15 protein-coding genes are annotated in these 15,760 nt (G+C 59.6%); 5 read left to right on the forward strand and 10 right to left on the reverse strand.

Annotation, left to right across the window (positions count from 1 at the left end):
- Positions 1-35: 35 nt before the first annotated feature.
- The 5 genes from lpxK to ACR0IY_RS19750 all read right to left on the reverse strand — a co-directional run bounded on the left by lpxK (position 36) and on the right by ACR0IY_RS19750 (position 6,067).
- Positions 36-1,037 carry a tetraacyldisaccharide 4'-kinase gene (gene lpxK, locus ACR0IY_RS19730; protein ID WP_480676379.1) on the reverse strand — a complete coding sequence of 334 codons (1,002 nt, stop codon included), beginning with the start codon at positions 1,035-1,037 and terminating at the stop codon, positions 36-38.
- The gene (locus tag ACR0IY_RS19735; RefSeq protein WP_480676381.1) at positions 1,037-2,260 is read right to left on the reverse strand and encodes a 3-deoxy-D-manno-octulosonic acid transferase; all 1,224 of its coding nucleotides are present in this window, start codon (positions 2,258-2,260) and stop codon (positions 1,037-1,039) included. Before ACR0IY_RS19735 ends, lpxK begins: the two co-directional genes overlap by 1 nt.
- Positions 2,257-3,057 (reverse strand): inositol monophosphatase family protein, encoded by an 801-nt coding sequence (locus ACR0IY_RS19740; RefSeq protein ID WP_480676383.1) that lies wholly within the window; start codon positions 3,055-3,057, stop codon positions 2,257-2,259. The genes ACR0IY_RS19735 and ACR0IY_RS19740 overlap by 4 nt, the downstream gene beginning before the upstream one ends.
- Entirely contained in the window at positions 3,044-4,390 is a 1,347-nt protein-coding gene (locus ACR0IY_RS19745; RefSeq protein ID WP_480676385.1) for a TldD/PmbA family protein, read from the reverse strand. Before ACR0IY_RS19745 ends, ACR0IY_RS19740 begins: the two co-directional genes overlap by 14 nt.
- A gap of 153 nt (positions 4,391-4,543) precedes the next feature.
- On the reverse strand, positions 4,544-6,067 hold the full coding sequence (locus ACR0IY_RS19750) for a DUF2125 domain-containing protein (protein WP_480676387.1): 1,524 nt from the start codon (positions 6,065-6,067) through the stop codon (positions 4,544-4,546).
- 132 nt (positions 6,068-6,199) lie between these two features.
- On the opposite strand from ACR0IY_RS19750, the gene ACR0IY_RS19755 reads away from it, so the two are divergent.
- The 3 genes from ACR0IY_RS19755 to ACR0IY_RS19765 are packed head-to-tail and all read left to right on the forward strand — an operon-like array spanning position 6,200 to position 8,288.
- Positions 6,200-6,949 (forward strand): SDR family oxidoreductase, encoded by a 750-nt coding sequence (locus ACR0IY_RS19755; protein ID WP_480676504.1) that lies wholly within the window; start codon positions 6,200-6,202, stop codon positions 6,947-6,949.
- A complete protein-coding gene (locus tag ACR0IY_RS19760) occupies positions 6,946-7,554 on the forward strand; it encodes an enoyl-CoA hydratase/isomerase family protein (RefSeq protein WP_480676389.1) in 609 nt (202 codons plus the stop codon). The genes ACR0IY_RS19755 and ACR0IY_RS19760 overlap by 4 nt, the downstream gene beginning before the upstream one ends.
- Positions 7,551-8,288, forward strand: a complete 738-nt coding sequence (locus tag ACR0IY_RS19765; RefSeq protein WP_480676391.1) for a VOC family protein — start codon at positions 7,551-7,553, stop codon at positions 8,286-8,288. Before ACR0IY_RS19760 ends, ACR0IY_RS19765 begins: the two co-directional genes overlap by 4 nt.
- On the opposite strand, the gene ACR0IY_RS19770 is transcribed toward ACR0IY_RS19765, so the two are convergent.
- Positions 8,289-8,585, reverse strand: coding sequence for an HNH endonuclease (locus ACR0IY_RS19770; protein WP_480676393.1), 297 nt, complete (start codon positions 8,583-8,585; stop codon positions 8,289-8,291). It lies immediately after the preceding gene.
- 48 nt (positions 8,586-8,633) lie between these two features.
- Between ACR0IY_RS19770 and ACR0IY_RS19775 the strand changes: the two genes are divergently transcribed.
- Positions 8,634-9,818 carry a TIGR03862 family flavoprotein gene (locus tag ACR0IY_RS19775; protein ID WP_480676395.1) on the forward strand — a complete coding sequence of 395 codons (1,185 nt, stop codon included), beginning with the start codon at positions 8,634-8,636 and terminating at the stop codon, positions 9,816-9,818.
- Here the strand turns inward: ACR0IY_RS19775 and holA are convergent.
- The 4 genes from holA to ACR0IY_RS19795 all read right to left on the reverse strand — a co-directional run bounded on the left by holA (position 9,815) and on the right by ACR0IY_RS19795 (position 14,425).
- On the reverse strand, positions 9,815-10,843 hold the full coding sequence (gene holA / locus ACR0IY_RS19780; RefSeq protein ID WP_480676398.1) for a DNA polymerase III subunit delta: 1,029 nt from the start codon (positions 10,841-10,843) through the stop codon (positions 9,815-9,817). The genes ACR0IY_RS19775 and holA overlap by 4 nt on opposite strands.
- Complete coding sequence (gene lptE / locus ACR0IY_RS19785) at positions 10,840-11,343, reverse strand: LPS assembly lipoprotein LptE (RefSeq protein ID WP_480676400.1); 504 nt, start codon at positions 11,341-11,343, stop codon at positions 10,840-10,842. Before lptE ends, holA begins: the two co-directional genes overlap by 4 nt.
- Entirely contained in the window at positions 11,330-13,867 is a 2,538-nt protein-coding gene (leuS, locus tag ACR0IY_RS19790) for a leucine--tRNA ligase (protein ID WP_480676402.1), read from the reverse strand. The genes lptE and leuS overlap by 14 nt, the downstream gene beginning before the upstream one ends.
- A gap of 72 nt (positions 13,868-13,939) precedes the next feature.
- Positions 13,940-14,425, reverse strand: a complete 486-nt coding sequence (locus ACR0IY_RS19795; RefSeq protein ID WP_480676404.1) for a DUF3576 domain-containing protein — start codon at positions 14,423-14,425, stop codon at positions 13,940-13,942.
- 284 nt (positions 14,426-14,709) lie between these two features.
- On the opposite strand from ACR0IY_RS19795, the gene ACR0IY_RS19800 reads away from it, so the two are divergent.
- Positions 14,710-15,723 carry a porin gene (locus tag ACR0IY_RS19800; RefSeq protein WP_480676406.1) on the forward strand — a complete coding sequence of 338 codons (1,014 nt, stop codon included), beginning with the start codon at positions 14,710-14,712 and terminating at the stop codon, positions 15,721-15,723.
- Positions 15,724-15,760: the final 37 nt, after the last annotated feature.

The raw sequence follows: 15,760 nt of genomic DNA on the forward strand, positions 1-15,760 counted from the left end.
ATTCCATGCGATCGGCCCGATATGGGCCGGTCGCCCTATTTTGGCGATGGGGCGATCTGCAGCAGCGACTGCCGGACCTTATCGGCCTCATTCACTTTCAATCGAACGGGCAGAGTGACAACCTTGCTGCGAAAAGCGGGAGGCAGGCGCACGGCGTCCTTTTCCGTTGTCACCATCTGTGCACCCAGCAGACGCGCTTCGTTTTCCAGCCGCGTCATCAGGGCGGGAGTTAGCGGCTGGTGATCGTCCAGCGCCTCGGCCCGAAGCAGGGTTGCCCCTTGTTGGCGCAGGGTGGCGAAGAATTTCTCAGGATGGCCGATACCGGCAAAAGCAAGAACCGGTGTACCCGTCCAATCCATTCCGGTTTGCAGGGGTTTGACCGTGCCGGTGGCGTGGGGAACGGTCAGACTGCTGCCCCAGCTATCCGCGAAGCGTTCCTGCGCAGAGGCGTCACCCAGTGACAATACCAGATCGGCGCGCTGCAACCCTGTATCGACGGGTTCCCGTAAGGGTCCGGCAGGCAGGCACAGGCCGTTGCCGAACCCACGTTCCGCATCCACCACGATGACCGAGAAATCCTTGGCGACCGAAGGGTTCTGAAACCCATCATCCAGTACGATTACCGTGGCCCCGGCCTCGGTAGCGGCCTTGGCCCCGGCGGCGCGGTCTTTGGAAACCCAGACCTCGGTAAATGCGGCCAGCAACAGTGGCTCGTCCCCGACCTGAGCTGCGGTGTGTTTTCTGGGGTCGACCCGAACTGGGCCTTCCAGCGAGCCTCCATGGCCGCGTGTGACAACATGGGTTTCGTGCCAGGCGTCACGCAGTTGTTCGGCCACCCAGATCACAGTTGGCGTTTTGCCGGTTCCACCCGCGTTCAAGTTGCCGATGCAGATGACCGGAACACCCGGATTGAACCCGGGCTCTGACGCGATGCGCCGTGCGGTTGCAGCAGCATAAACACGCCCCAGCGGTGCCAGCAGTCTGGCCCGAATATCCAGCTGATCGGGGGTGGTGTTCCAGAAACCGGGCGCCCGCATCAATCCGCACTCCTTTGATCCAGACACTCCTGTACCATGTCTACTAGTTGGTCCGCCTGTGGCGCGCCCTCGGACACGATCTGCCACCCGGCCAGCGCCATGTCCGCAGCCCGATCCGGCGAAAGCAGCTCGACAACGGCGTCACCCAGTTCGGTCGCGGTTCTGACCGAGCGTGCGGCGCCGGCCCAGTCCAGCTGATCGTATATCTGCTTATGCTGATCCACAAACGGGCCATGAATGATCGCAGATCCAAGCGCCGTGGCGACAAGCGGATCATGCCCGCAAGCCCCTCGTTCCAACGAGCTGCCCATGAACGTCACTGCAGAAACCCGGTGCCAAAGCCCCAGATCTTCGGGGGCTGCGGACAGAATGACCTGCGTTGTGTCCTCGATATGCCCGTCGGTGTCCCAGTTTGCGCAGCGCAGATCCATGGTCTCCAGTCGTCGGAGCAGCGGTTCAGCCTCGGCCATATCCGCGACATGCAAAATCAGTGCCAGTCGCGGCAGCATCCGCATGGCCTGACGGTGGGCACTGAGGATCGAGATGAATTCCTTGTCCAAGACGTGGGTCGCCAGCCAGACCGGTCTCCCGGCCAACGCATGGTTCGTTTCGATCAGCTCGTCTTCGGGCCAGGGCTTCGGATTCGGGCTGATATGCAGTGGCGGTGATTCTTTGACTTTGCCGGACGCAACGCCAAGGCGTCGGATCGCTCGGGCTGTTTCGGATTTGGTGGTAAGGATGATTTGAAAACAATCGAACGTATAGCGGGCGATGTCGGGAAGCCATCTGGCCCCACGGGGGATCTGGATATCGGATGGAGCCTCGATCAGAATCAGTGGCACGCCATGTTCCTCGGCGCGCGTGATCACGTTGGGCATAAGCCCACCTCCGACCCAGAGGCCGATGTCAGGGCGCCAATAATCGAGAAAGGCTTTTGCCGCCCCGTTCTGTTCCGAGGGCAGGGGGACCAGTGGATATCCCGTCAGTTCCCAGCGTTTCAGGTCAGCATCAGACGGCGCTGTCAGCATGACATTCAGCTCGGGTCGGACCTGTTGCAGCCTACGGCAGAAATCCAGTACCGCACGCTGGCGCTGTTGCTCGTTGATATGAACCCAGATCAGCTCGCCTTTGGGGCGGGGAAGATCGGGTTGATCGGGCGCGTGGGACACGCCCCAAGACAGCACCCGATAAGCGGCCAAACTCAGGGAACGCTGTTTGCTCATGGGGCGATTCCGGTACTGTCCGGGTCAAGCCGCGCCGACAGAGTTTCATGGATTGAAGATCCTGCCGCAAGAACGCCGTTCAGGCGCGGGTGGGCGTTGTTGAACCGCAAGGGATGGCCATGGCGGTCTGTACAGGTGCCACCCGCTTCGCGGACGATCAGATCACCGGCGGCGATGTCCCACTCCCAACTGGGCCTGAGCGTCAGCATCCCGTCAAACCGTCCTTGCCCGATAAGCGCCATACGATATGCCAGCGAGGGGCGGTATGACCTCTTGAACTCAGGCACCTGGCCCTGCCGCCAATGGCGCGTCTCCAGATTGGGTTTGGCGACCAAAAGCTCGGCTTCATCCAAAGTGGAAACCCCGGACACCTGAATTGGCGCACCATTCAGCGTTGCTCCATGCCCCTTGGCCGCCGCATAGAGAAGGTCACGAAGCGGCAGGTAGATCACAGCAGCTGTAACTTCGCCACGCTCGGTGATAGCCAATGAGTGCGCCCAGGTTCGTGACCCTTCCGCAAAGCTGCGGGTGCCGTCGATCGGGTCGATGATGAACACGTTGTCCCTGGACAAGCGGTCTGCGGAATCCTCGGTCTCTTCACTCAGCCAGCCATAGCCCGGGCGGGCCGTCGGAAGATATTGTTCCAGCATGGCGTTGACTGCCAGATCGGCCTCGGTCACCGGGCCTGCGCCATCCGGTTTGTCCCAGCGCTGCGCTGTTGTGCCCGAAAACCGGGTGGCGATCTTTCCGGCCTCGCGGGCGGCGTCGATCAGCAGGGAAAGATCAGCTGCCGGCAAGTGTCATCCCTTCGATCAGCAACGACGGAACGACCCGAGACAGGTACGGACGCGCGTCGTTTGCCGGAATGATGCGTTTCAGCATGTCGCGCAGATTTCCTGCGATGGTGCATTCGTTGACCGGATGGGTGATCTCTCCGTTCTCGACCCAGAAACCCGAGGCGCCGCGCGAATAGTCGCCCGTATTGGGGTTGATGGTCGAGCCGATCATCGACGTCACCAGCAGCCCGGTGCCCATGTCGCGCAGCAGGTCCGCACGGCTTTGGTCGCCCTGCGTCAGGCTCAGGTTCCAGTTACTGGGCGACGGTGGCCCGGATACACCTCGCGCTGCATTCCCGGTCGAGATCATGTCCAGTTTGCGTGCGCTGGCCAGGTCCAGCGTCCAGCCGGTCAGAATTCCGTTTTCGACAATGGCGCGCCGATTGGTTGCCAGCCCTTCGGCGTCGAACGGGCGCGAGCCCGAGATGCGCGGACGGTGCGGGTCTTCGATCAGTGACAGGTGGTCCGGCAGCACCTGCTCCCCGAGACAATCTTTCAGCCAGGATGCGCCACGGGCAATTGCGGCCCCGTTGCTTGCCCCCAGCAGGTGACCGATCAGAGAGGATGAGATGCGTTCGTCGAACAGCACGGGAAAGGTCCCGGTGTTGGGTTTTTGAGCCCCAACCAGCGCCACCGCGCGTTCACCTGCGTTGCGGCCGATTTCTTCCGGGTCGCGCAGATCGCTTTGAAAGGTGCGGCTGTCTCCGTCATAGTCGCGCTCCATCCCGGTGCCTTCGCCCGAAATTGCCACGCATGACGTTGATCGGCTGGTGCGGGAATAGCCTCCGGTAAAGCCGTTGCTAGCGGCCATATGTACGCGATGCATGCCATATGCCGCTGCCGCATCGGACACTTGCGTAACGCCTTGAACAGCCAACGCCGCAGCTTCGGCAGATAGCGCATCCTGCAAAAGATCTTCTGCTGCCGGCTCTGGGGTCGGGTCGAATAATTCCAGCGCTTGCAGGTCCCAACTCGTGGCCAGTTGATCCGCATCGGCCAATCCGGTGAATGGGTCTTCGGGGGCCTCTCGTGCCATCGCCACGGCCCGTTCGGCCATCGCATTCAGGGTCTCAGTGCGGCTGTCCGAGCTGGAGACAATCGCTTGTCGCTTGCCCAGAAACACCCGTAGCCCAAGATCGGTTCCTTCCGAGCGTTCGGCATTTTCCAATGCCCCGCCGCGCACATCGACCGACACCGAAGAGCCATCAATCACGATGGCATCCGCCGTGTCGGCCCCGGCTTTGCGGGCCGCGTCCAGCAGGGCGTGGCTGATCTCTTCAGGTGTTTGGGTCATATGGCCTCCGGTCTTGATGTTCTGGACCTAGCCTTGGACCGGGCATCCCGCAAGACCCGCAGGTATATTGAACAGGGCAAAATTGGGTGATGGGTACGATGACCAGCACCCATGGGGTCAAGCAGGGCCGCAGAGCGGCCCCGCCTCAGGTCATCACTTGATGCGCTGACCGTTGGCCAAAATCTGGCCATCTTCGGTGAATTCGATTTTCGATTTCAGCGTGTCCGGCGCATCACCCGGCACTGCCATCAGACCCATCATCATACGCGCACCCAGCGCATCGCTTTCCTGAATTAGACCCATTCCGATCAGCGTGTCGATCAACGCGTTGGCACCGGTCAGCTGCAAGTTCGCAACACCTGACGGGGCTGGCATGCCGTCGAATTCCGCCGCTTTGGTGTTGTCAAAGGTGAAGTCGCCCTCACCCGTCAGCTTTGCGCCAACAAGCGACACTAGCAATTCGTTGATTTTCAGCGAATGCAGCTCACCCGGTGCCTCACCCGATGTCTCAAGTGCTTCAATCTCGGCGGGATCAAAGAAATTCGTCAGGACTTTGGCCGTTCCGGAGGTGTCCAGCGCGATGGTTGCGGGATCGCGCGGTAGGGCGCCGGCGGGGTCAAAGATGCTCCACAAGACATCGGACATGGTGAAGTCTGTCAGGTTGATGGCGAAGCCAAACGGTTGAATTTCTTCGGATTCCTGCACCGGGAATTCGAATTTCAACCCGGCATTGGCCATCGCAATCTCAATCGGGAAAGGCAGATCGGCTGTGGTCACAGCCAGCTTTGAGCTGTTCTGCTCGACATCGTAGGCAAGGCGCTGATCGTCAAGGCTGACCGCAAAGCGCCCGCCTTCGGATTCGCTGCCCATCGAAAAGGCCTGGCCCTCGCTGGTGCCTTCAATCGACGTATTGCCTGCCGCATATGTAAACAGGCCCGAGAACGAAAACCCGCTTTTGAAGAAGGTCTGCGGGTCAGAACCATCAAAGCTTGAAGGGATCACGTTCGTGCCCTCAAAGGTCAGCTGGTTCAGCGCGCCCTTGATTAGGCCATTTTCCGCGCCTTCGGGATCTTTGAACATCAGATCATAGGTCAGCCCGTCGGCGGTGAATTTCTGATCCACATCGCGGTTTTCACCGATCTTCATCCGCGAATTACCAGCCAAGTTGGTCAAACCGAAGTTCACGGCCAGAATGTCTTCTGGCAGGGGATCTCCATCGACTGTCAGCCCTTCCAGCTTGATGCCAAGTGCATCGGCTGAATAGTCATAGGTCATATCGTCGGGAGAGCCCGAGACCACCATTTTCAACCCAGAATGTGTATAAAGGATATCGACGGAAAACGCCTCGCCTTCCTCTTCGCCTGACAGGGTCATGGGAAAGCTCTCGGGCAGGCCGATGCTGACTGTGCCGTCGCCATTTTCGGTCAGGGTCATCTGCGGGACGACCGCCTTGAACGAACCGTCCGTGTCCGGCATGTCGATGGACAGTGTCATATCCGACACGGTGGTTACTTCGCCTGAGACCGCCTGATCACCGGTGACGGTATATCCCATCTGGGTCAGGTAGGTTTGCCAGTCGTCCCAGACGTCCTGAGCGGTGACATCGGCGAACGCGCCCTGGGTGATAACGGCATAAGCCAGAACTGCGCCGCAGCTGCGGCGAAGGAAAACGGACATTAGATAACCCTTCTTGATCAATTTGCGCGCATCGTCGTGCCTGTGGCGGCGGGCGTCAAGGGGCAAGGGGTGGACCCTTTCCCCGTTCGCAAGGTAGAGATTTACACAATCTCAAAACAACGGAGGTACAGGATCCACATGCAAGGGAAAACCGTACTGATTACAGGGGCCAGCCGCGGCATCGGTGCCGAGGCAGGGCGTGTATTTGCCGCTGCCGGGGCCAATGTCGCGCTGGTGGCGCGCAACCGCGAACAGATTGACGCTCTGGCCGAAGCGCTGGGCGACAATGCCATCGCGCTGCAATGCGATGTCAGCGATTTTGCGCAGGTCGAACAGGCCGTTGCCGATTGTGTTGATCGGTTCGGTGGGCTGGATGTTCTGATCGGTAATGCGGGTGTTATTGACCCGATCTTTCATTTGTCCAATGCCGACGTCGCATCGTGGAGCGCTGCGATAGACATCAACCTCAAGGGCGTGTTTTACGGGATGCGGGCGGCTTTGCCGGTCATGCGCGCGGCTGGTGGGGGCACCGTTCTGACGGTATCGTCCGGAGCTGCGACCAATCCGATCGAGGCCTGGAGCCATTATTGCGCCTCGAAAGCAGGGGCCAAAATGCTGACCGAATGTCTGCATCTGGAAGAAGCCATCCACGGCATTCGCGCCATGGGCCTGTCGCCCGGAACCGTAGCCACAGACATGCAGCGAGTTATCAAGGACAGCGGCATTAACGCGGTCAGCCAATTGGACTGGAGCGATCACATTCCCGCCGACTGGCCTGCCCGAGCGCTGCTGTGGATGTGCTCGGAAGATGCAGATGAGTTTCTGGGCACCGAAATCTCTCTGCGGCGCGCGGATATACGGCAAAGGGTTGGGCTAACGTGATCGAATTGACGAAAGCAGACGGGTTGTGGATCGTTACGCTCAACAATCCCGGCAAGGCCAATGCGTTGACCGGGCCGATGCTGGCTGAACTGGCTGAGATTGCCGAAGCCGCAACCGAGGCCCGCGCGCTGATCCTTACCGGCGCGGGCAAAGTTTTCAGTGCCGGTGCCGATCTGGAAGAGGCGCGCGCCGGTCTTGCTACCTCGGATCTGTGGGAGCGGTTGTCCAGCGCCATCGCGGCATTGCCCTGTCTGACGATTGCCGCGCTCAACGGTACGCTGGCCGGTGGCGCAAATGGAATGGTGCTGGCCTGTGATATTCGCATCGCGGTGCCACAGGCCAAATTCTTTTACCCGGTCATGAAGCTGGGGTTTCTGCCACAGCCTTCAGACCCGGTACGCATGGCCGCCCTGATCGGGCCATCCCGCACCAAGATGATCCTGATGGCGGGGCAAAAACTCACAGCGGACGAGGCGTATGGTTTCGGGCTTGTGGATCGTGTGGTCGAACCCGACATGTTAATGCCTACGGCGCATGAACTGGTGGCCGACAGTCTGGCCGCAGACCCACAGATCGCAACGGGCATCGCGAGGATGTGCCAATGAGGCTATCCGCCCTGCTTTTGCGTGTGGCCGACCCTGACAAGCTGGCCGGGTTTTATGCAGACCTTCTGGGTATGACCGTGCGAGAGCAGGGGCCTAACCGCCGAGTGGGTTATGGTGGTCAGGATGCCGATCTGCTGCTGATGCCGGGCGGAGGCGGGTACATGCACGACGGTGGTCAACGGTACTGGAAAATCGGGATCACCGTACCGGATGCCGATCTTGCCGTTGCAGAATTGCGTCTGAAAGGGGTCGAGGTATCAGAGCCCAAGCAGTTCCTCGACATTGGATATATGTGCCACATGAAAGACCCCGAAGGGTTCGTGATCGAGCTGTTGCAACAGGATTTCGAAGGGAACCGACCAGACAGCGCTGCTGATCCCGCAGAACCGTTTGCCAAGGCCCGCATCGGCCAGATCACCCTACGCACCGGGGACATCGCCGTCGAGGATGCCTTTTGTCGGGCACAGGGCATGCGGCTGCTGTCAGTGCAGGATGTGGGCCAATACGGATTTGATCTGCATTTCTATGCCTTTACCGATGAGGTTCCGCCGAATGCTGATCTCTGGGCCGTGGAAAACCGCGAGTGGTTGTGGAAACGTCCCTATACAACGTTGGAATTCCAACACCTTGCCGGAGCGCAATTCGCACCGGTGCCGGACTATCGCGGGTTGGAATTTCAGGGGCTGAGCGACTCGGTCCGGGATGCCTTTGGCGATCCGGTCCGGCCCGGCTGATCATCGCCCGCGCCGTTTGCCCGGTACTTTCGAACGGAAACCAGGCGGGCGTTTTCGAACCCAGTTCAGGAACTTCCTTAACCGCGGATGGGCGCGTAAGGCCTCGACCGTGGAATAGTTGCGGGCCAGTTCGCCTTCGGTCAGTGTGGCGTGTACTTCTTTGTGGCAGATCACATGCAACAAAACCGTGGGTCCGCCCTTGCCCCCTTTGAGTTTTGGGATCAGATGGTGCAGGCTGCCGTCCCCGTCGGGGATGGGGCGGTCACAAAGCGGGCAGATCGGATCGCTGTCTGACATGGTGATGACAGGGTTGCGCCCGATGGCGCGGAAGGCAAGGGGGCAACAATGGCGCAGGCAGTGGTAATCGGGGCTGGTCCTGCGGGTTTGATGGCCGCGGAACAACTGGCCGCCGCTGGTCACGATGTTCTGGTTGCCGAGGCTAAACCGTCTGTCGCGCGCAAGTTTCTGATGGCAGGCAAATCGGGATTGAATCTGACAAAGGATGAACCGCTTGAGACCCTTCTAAGTTCCTATGGCGAGGCAGCGGACTGGTTGCGCCCAATAATAACAGAATTCGAAGCGTCGGACGTGCAAAACTGGGCACAAGGGTTGGGTCAAGAGCTGTTCACCGGATCGACGGCCCGGGTTTTTCCGAAGGTGATGAAGGCCTCTCCGCTGCTGCGCGCGTGGCTCGTGCGCCTTGAAAGTTCGGGTGCTCGGATCAGAACGCGGTGGCGATGGACTGGTTGGGATGGCGACACCTTGGTGTTCGATACAGTGGACGGTCAGCAGAGAATCACGGCGGACGTCACCGTTCTGGCTCTGGGGGGCGCAAGCTGGGCGCGGTTGGGGTCTGATGGTCACTGGGCGCAGATATTGCGCGCAAAGTCCGTCGACCTGGCGCCTTTTGAACCTGCCAACTCCGCCCTGTCAGTAGAGTGGAGCCCCCATATGCAGCCCCATTTCGGAGCGGCCTTGAAGTCGGTCCGTTGGACGGCTGGCGCGTTGGAAAGCCGGGGCGAAGCCATCCTTTCGGCGTCTGGGATTGAGGGAGGAGGATTGTATTCTCTGACACCGGCCCTGCGTAATGGCGCGCCGCTTTTTGTCGATCTGGCACCGGACCTGGATTCCGAAGCCGTATTAGCGCGCCTGTCCTCGAAGAAGCCGAAAACCACGTTTTCGCAATGGCTGAAAAAATCGCTGCACCTGTCGTCGCAAAAGACTGCGCTGTTTCATGAAATGGTGAAACGTAGCACTTTGCCCGTGTCTCAGCACGCCGATGCAATCAAGAAACTGCCCATAGCTCACGCCGGATTGCGCCCGATGGATGAGGCCATTTCCACCGCCGGAGGGGTCACACACACGGCATTGGACGATGGGCTGATGCTGAAAGCGATGCCGGGTGTCTTCTGCGCCGGTGAGATGCTGGATTGGGAGGCCCCGACCGGGGGCTATCTGTTGACCGCTTGCCTCGCGACAGGACGCTGGGCCGGGCGGGCGGCTGCGGACAGGCTGCGCCGCGCCGGTTAACGGGTGCGCGCCAGCATCGCCAATCGGATCATTGCGCGTTCCACCAAGGCCATGGCAGGGGCGGTTTGTCCCGCCGACCGCAGTGACAGGTCGGTATCCGTCAGTACGGTCAAAGCTGTCTGCAACTTGGGCGCCCCCCATCCCTGCGCCTGCCGCAATATCCGGTCGCGGCGCTTGCCATAGACTGGCGGACGCAATTTGCCGATCCCCTGTGCTGCGCCGCCGGGATCGGACGCACAGGCGTAGAGCGTCCTGAAATGACGGGTTGCCCCAATGCACAAGCTCACCGCATTTGTGCCCTGTGATTGCAGGCGCCGGATCAGCGGCCCGATTTCCCCCGCGCGGCCTTCGGCGACCACGTTCAGAACGTCGTCCAGCGCAGCCTCGGTCGAGCGCGGGGCACAGGCTTCGATATCCTCGATAGTCAGTTCCGAACTGTCACCGCGCTTATAGAGTGACAGTTTCTCAATGGTTTGCGTGAAATCCCCGGGGCTGATTCCCGTGGCCAGCTCGGTAATTGCAGACATTGTGTCGCGCGGGATGTTCTGTACACCGGCTTCGGACAGAATGCGCTCAATCTCACCCCGCGATGGTGGATCGTCATAAATGCCCACCGCATAGGCTGACGGGTGCGCTTCAAACGCTTTGCGGATCTTTGAGCTAGGTTTGAGTTGCCCCGCTGTGACGATGATTTGTGCGTCGCCGGGGGCCCAATCTTCGAATGCTGCGATGATCGCCGGGGCGGCGGCATCTGTCGTGTCTTCGACGAAAACAGCACGCGGGCCGGGGAAGAATCCGACGGCCTTGACCGCGTCCAGCAGCAAGGCAGGGTCGCCGCGCAATTCCGCGCCCGGTATGCGGGTCAGGCGCATTTCCTCTTCGGCAGAGGCCCCCAGCAGCGCGGCCAGCACTTGTTGGCGCTTGAGCGCCACGCGCATCGCGTCCGCACCGTAGATCAATAGTCCTGCTTTGTCGGCATCCGGTCGGGCGAAATACCCCTCAGCCTCGCGCGGGCTAAGCTTCATGCGCCGAGGTCCTGGACGGCGTAGAGACGGTTCACTATCTGGTCAGACAGAATCACCATCAGCCGTTCCCTGGCGTCTCGCTCATCTGCCAGCGTAGACACCGTCGAGCCTGACGCCGAATAACCGACAAAGTCGTTGACCGTGCCCGACGCGATGACTTTGCCGGTTCCATTGGACTTGAGTGTGTAATTCGCCCGGCCGTTGATGGAATAGCGATTGGTTTCGTTCGTCGTGGTAATTGCGGCGCCCCGAACAACCGTCGCGACGGTCACATCCAGTTTGTATTTTTTGCCTGAAGTTGCGCTGCGGCCCAGCCGTTGTTCCAGATTTTCGACCAGAAGATAGCTTTCAACTGTGTTCGGAGCCGACACGGCGACATTTCCGTTCAATGCCGAGCCAGTGCCGCCGGGGGCGTAGACCGGCTCAAAGCCGCAGGCGGCCGCCAAGAAACAGGCGGCCAGCGGCATTTTCAAAAGAGTTCTGCGATCAAACAACGACATTCACGATCCGGCCCGGAACAACAATCACCTTCTTCGGCGCATTCCCGTCCAGCGCCTTTTGCACAGCTTCGGTGCTGAGCGCGATTTTTTCAACCTCGTCTTTGGCCATATCCTTGGCCACGCTGATTTCCGCACGGCGTTTGCCGTTGATCTGAATCGGCAGGGTGACGGTATCGTCGACCAACATCGCCTCATCCGCGACCGGCCATGGCGCGACGGCCACCAGACCTTCGCCACCCTGATGCGCCCAGATATCCTCGGCCAGATGCGGGGTCATTGGCGACATAAGCTGCGCCAGTGTCTTGATCGCCTGCTTTTGAGCAGCAGCCCCTGCCTTGGATTTTGCCAACGTATTGGTGAAGGCATACAACTTCGCAATCGCGGCGTTAAAGCCAAAGCTTTCAACGCCCAGCGTCACGTCGCGGATGGCTTTGTGCATCTCGCGCAGCAATTCCTCATCCCCTTCGCCTTTGGCATCGGGGTCCATGGCACCGATCTTGTCGCAGAGGTTCCAAACTCGATTCAGGTGTTTATAGGCCGCTTCCGCACCCGATGCGGTCCATTCCACGTCGCGCTCTGGCGGAGAATCGGACAGCACGAACCAGCGCGCGGTATCCGCGCCAAAGGCTGAGATGATGCTGACCGGGTCCACGACGTTTTTCTTGGATTTCGACATCTTGGCCGAGGGGATGATTTCGACCTCAGTGCCGTCCGCCAGTTTGCCGTCGGTCACGTCCTCGGGCAGGTGGTAAACTGGGCGGCCATTGGCGTCGCGGGTCTGGTAAATCTCATGCGTCACCATGCCCTGTGTGAACAGTGCATCGAACGGTTCGATGGCTTTTTTCGGCAGATGCCCGGTGATGTTCATCGCCCGCGCGAAGAAGCGGGAATAGAGCAGGTGCAGAATCGCGTGTTCGATGCCACCGATATACTGGTCGACATTCATCCAGTATTCAGCCTCGGCCAGATCAGTCGGCGTTTCGGCGCGCGGGGCGGTGAAACGGGCGAAATACCAGGACGAATCCACGAAGGTGTCCATCGTGTCGGTTTCGCGCTTAGCCGGGGCACCGCAGGACGGGCAGGCGCAATCGCGCCATGTTGGATGGCGATCCAGCGGGTTGCCGGGTTTGTCAAAGGTGACATCGTCGGGCAGGCGAACCGGCAGGTTTTCTTTCTTCTCCGGCACCACACCGCATTTTTCGCAATGAACAACGGGAATCGGGCAACCCCAATAGCGCTGACGGCTGAGGCCCCAGTCGCGCAGGCGGAATTTGGTAACACCTTCGCCCCAACCGGCCTTCTCGGCGAAATCGACGGTGGCGTTGATGGCTTCGTCGCCTGTGGCCTCGGTCAGGCCCGCGAAATGGTTCACCCAGCGGACTTTCTCGGTTTTCGGCGGGACAAAGGCGATTTTGTCGACCGGGATGTCATCGTCCAACGCAAAGAAGGTATCGACCACGGGCAGGCCGTATTTGCGGCAGAAATCCAGGTCGCGCTGGTCATGCGCCGGGCAGGCAAAAATGGCGCCGGTGCCGTAGTCCATCAGGATGAAGTTGGCGATCCAAACCGGCAGTTCCCAGTTCGGGTCCAGCGGGTGCTTGACGCGGATACCGGTGTCATAGCCCAGCTTTTCAGCGGTTTCGATGGCCTCTTCCGTGGTGCCGCCTTTGCGGCATTCGGAAACGAACTCAGCAACTTCGGGGCTTTCGGCCTCAAGTTGCTTGGCAATCGGGTGGTCCGGCGAGATGCCGACAAAAGATGCGCCCAACAGCGTATCGGGGCGCGTCGTATAGACGGTGATCGGCTCGCCACCATCGGTGCGTTCAAAGCCAAACTGCAGGCCCCGCGACTTGCCGATCCAGTTTTCCTGCATCAGACGTACCTTGGCGGGCCAGTTGTCCAGCGTATCCAATGCGTCCAGAAGTTCCTCGGAATAATCAGAGATTTTGAAGAACCACTGCGTCAGCTCGCGCCGCTCCACCAGCGCACCCGAGCGCCAACCACGCCCGTTTTCCACCTGCTCATTGGCCAGAACGGTCATATCGACCGGGTCCCAGTTCACCACGGCGTTCTTACGGTAAACCAGCCCGGCCTGAAGCATATCCAGGAACAGTGCCTGTTGCTGGCCGTAATATTCCGGGTCGCAGGTGGCGAATTCACGTGACCAGTCGATCGACAGGCCTAGCGGTTTCATCTGGCCGCGCATGTCGGCGATATTGCCATAGGTCCAGTCCTTGGGGTGTCCTCCAATCGCCATAGCTGCGTTTTCAGCAGGCATCCCAAAGGCGTCCCACCCCATGGGGTGCAGCACATTATGGCCGGTTGCCAGCTTGTGCCGCGCAATCACGTCTCCCATCGTATAGTTGCGCACATGCCCCATATGGATTCGGCCAGAGGGGTAGGGGAACATCTCAAGCACGTAGTATTTCGGCTTGTCCGCCTTGTGGTCGGCGGTGAAGATTCCGGCCTTGTCCCAGGCCTCTTGCCATTTTGCTTCGATTTCGTTGGCCGAGTAGCGAGACATCGTACGGTCCTTCGTGAATGAAAACGCCGGGTAGGAACCCGGCGTGGTATTAGTGTGATTTTCGACGGGTTGCTAGAACTTGTTGTCCGCAATGCGCAACTGACGGGCGCGAGACAAGATCGCGTCCTCGACTGCGCGGGTGGTTGCCGCGCTGACCGGGGATCCACCGCTGGTCTGTAGTGAGACTGACAAAGAGCGCGCCGCCAGAGCCGGATCGCTGATGTGAACTGTTGCGCGATATTGACGACCGCCGCCCGGGGGTGTGCCGTAACCCGTTACGATCACACCGGTAAAAGGATCGACCTCCTGCACCGGCAGGAAATTCAGAACATCCAGAGACGCGGCCCAAAGATAGCGGTTCACATTTGTGATCTGCTCAGCGTTTCGGGTGTCAAACACATCCCAGATCGTCGAGCGATTCGGGTCGTTGAACTCTTGCTCTTCGTTGTTGCCGCCTGTGGCGAGAACATTTGGGTTTGGCGCTGCGCCCCGATTCTGTCCGCAGGCCGACACGGCGGCAGTGATTATAATCAACCCGAAAATCGTCTGCACGCGCATAGTCGACTGGTCCTATTTCACTTGGTCTCGTTTGCTAAATGTTACTCCTAGACAAGGTCCAGATCGGCAACAACCCTATTAATGTCACTTAAAGGTGGGTTTTCGGGCATATAAGGCCAGAAGTCAGACTGTGGCATCCTTGCACCAATTTGTGGTCAATGCATGCGTCACGTTTAAGCCAAGCTTGCGTGTTGGGGGCAAAAAGAGCGAAACGGTTCCCGTGCTGAGACATGTGCTGAGGCATGTGTCGAGTAGAAAAAACTTTTGAACCCGAGGGAAACAAGATGAAAAAAGTTCTCTTCGCATCGACCGCTCTGATTGCAACCGCAAGTGTTGCAGCGGCCGAAATCAACTTCAGCGGTTACGGCCGCTTTGGTATTGGCTACGTTGAAGATCGTTCGATCCTCACCACCACCACTACTGCAAGCGGTGCGATCAACGTAAACAACCCAGAAACCGACGATGCTATCCTGGTGTCGCGCTTCCGTCTGAACATCGACGGCAACGCGGAAACCGATGGCGGCGTTGAGTTCTCGGCGCGTGTTCGTCTGCAGGCTGACGAAGACTCCGGAACTGGCGAAGCCAACTCGGCTGGCCTGAACGGCGCACGCTTCTCGGTCATCTATGGTGGTCTGCGTGTTGACGCGGGCAACGTTGCAGGTTCGTTCGACAACCTGGCAAACTACTACGGTAACGAAGTTGGTCTGGAACTGTTCGCTGGCCAGTACTCGGGCGTGAACTATGGCTTCCTGGCCTATTCGTCGACCGGTTCGGGTTCGAACGCCGTGTTCTTCCAGTACGCGGTTGGTGATTTCGCCTTCGGCGCATCGTATGACCAAGCGACCCTGTTCCCGGGTGGCGGTGCGACTATCGATGCTGACCGTTGGGATATCAGCGCAACTTACAGCTTCAACAACATCACTGCAGCTGTTGCTTACGGTCAAACCGACGCCGGTGTTTCCGGTGTTAGCGACCCAAGCCTGACCGTTCTGACTCTGGGCGGTGAATTTGGCGACTTCTCGGGTACTCTGTTTGTAGCAGACGACGCAACCGAGATCGCAGCAACTGACGGTACTGCATGGGGTCTGTCGGCAGCCTACAACCTGGGCGCTGCAACCACCCTGCTGTTCACCTACGGTGACGGTAACGCAGATGCCGACCTTCAGCAGGTCGCCATCGGTGCTATCTACGACCTGGGCGGCGGTGCTTCGCTGCGCGGTGGTATCGGTGTCAACGACTGCGACATCTGCACCGACTCCACACTGCAAGCTGACTTCGGTGCTCAGTTCAACTTCTAAGTTGATCTGAAACCGCAAGGTTTTAGGGCAGGTCCTC

This window comes from Ruegeria sp. BC1, assembly GCF_056539305.1.

Coding starts and splice junctions, on each gene's coding strand:
- ACR0IY_RS19750 (WP_480676387.1), bottom strand. CDS start 6,067: ATGTCCGTTTTCCTTCGCCGCAGCTGCGGCGCAGTTCTGGCTTATGCC.
- lpxK (WP_480676379.1), bottom strand. CDS start 1,037: ATGCGGGCGCCCGGTTTCTGGAACACCACCCCCGATCAGCTGGATATT.
- holA (WP_480676398.1), bottom strand. CDS start 10,843: ATGAAGCTTAGCCCGCGCGAGGCTGAGGGGTATTTCGCCCGACCGGAT.
- leuS (WP_480676402.1), bottom strand. CDS start 13,867: ATGTCTCGCTACTCGGCCAACGAAATCGAAGCAAAATGGCAAGAGGCC.
- ACR0IY_RS19770 (WP_480676393.1), bottom strand. CDS start 8,585: ATGTCAGACAGCGATCCGATCTGCCCGCTTTGTGACCGCCCCATCCCC.
- ACR0IY_RS19795 (WP_480676404.1), bottom strand. CDS start 14,425: ATGCGCGTGCAGACGATTTTCGGGTTGATTATAATCACTGCCGCCGTG.
- ACR0IY_RS19800 (WP_480676406.1), top strand. CDS start 14,710: ATGAAAAAAGTTCTCTTCGCATCGACCGCTCTGATTGCAACCGCAAGT.
- lptE (WP_480676400.1), bottom strand. CDS start 11,343: ATGTCGTTGTTTGATCGCAGAACTCTTTTGAAAATGCCGCTGGCCGCC.
- ACR0IY_RS19745 (WP_480676385.1), bottom strand. CDS start 4,390: ATGACCCAAACACCTGAAGAGATCAGCCACGCCCTGCTGGACGCGGCC.
- ACR0IY_RS19775 (WP_480676395.1), top strand. CDS start 8,634: ATGGCGCAGGCAGTGGTAATCGGGGCTGGTCCTGCGGGTTTGATGGCC.
- ACR0IY_RS19735 (WP_480676381.1), bottom strand. CDS start 2,260: ATGAGCAAACAGCGTTCCCTGAGTTTGGCCGCTTATCGGGTGCTGTCT.
- ACR0IY_RS19765 (WP_480676391.1), top strand. CDS start 7,551: ATGAGGCTATCCGCCCTGCTTTTGCGTGTGGCCGACCCTGACAAGCTG.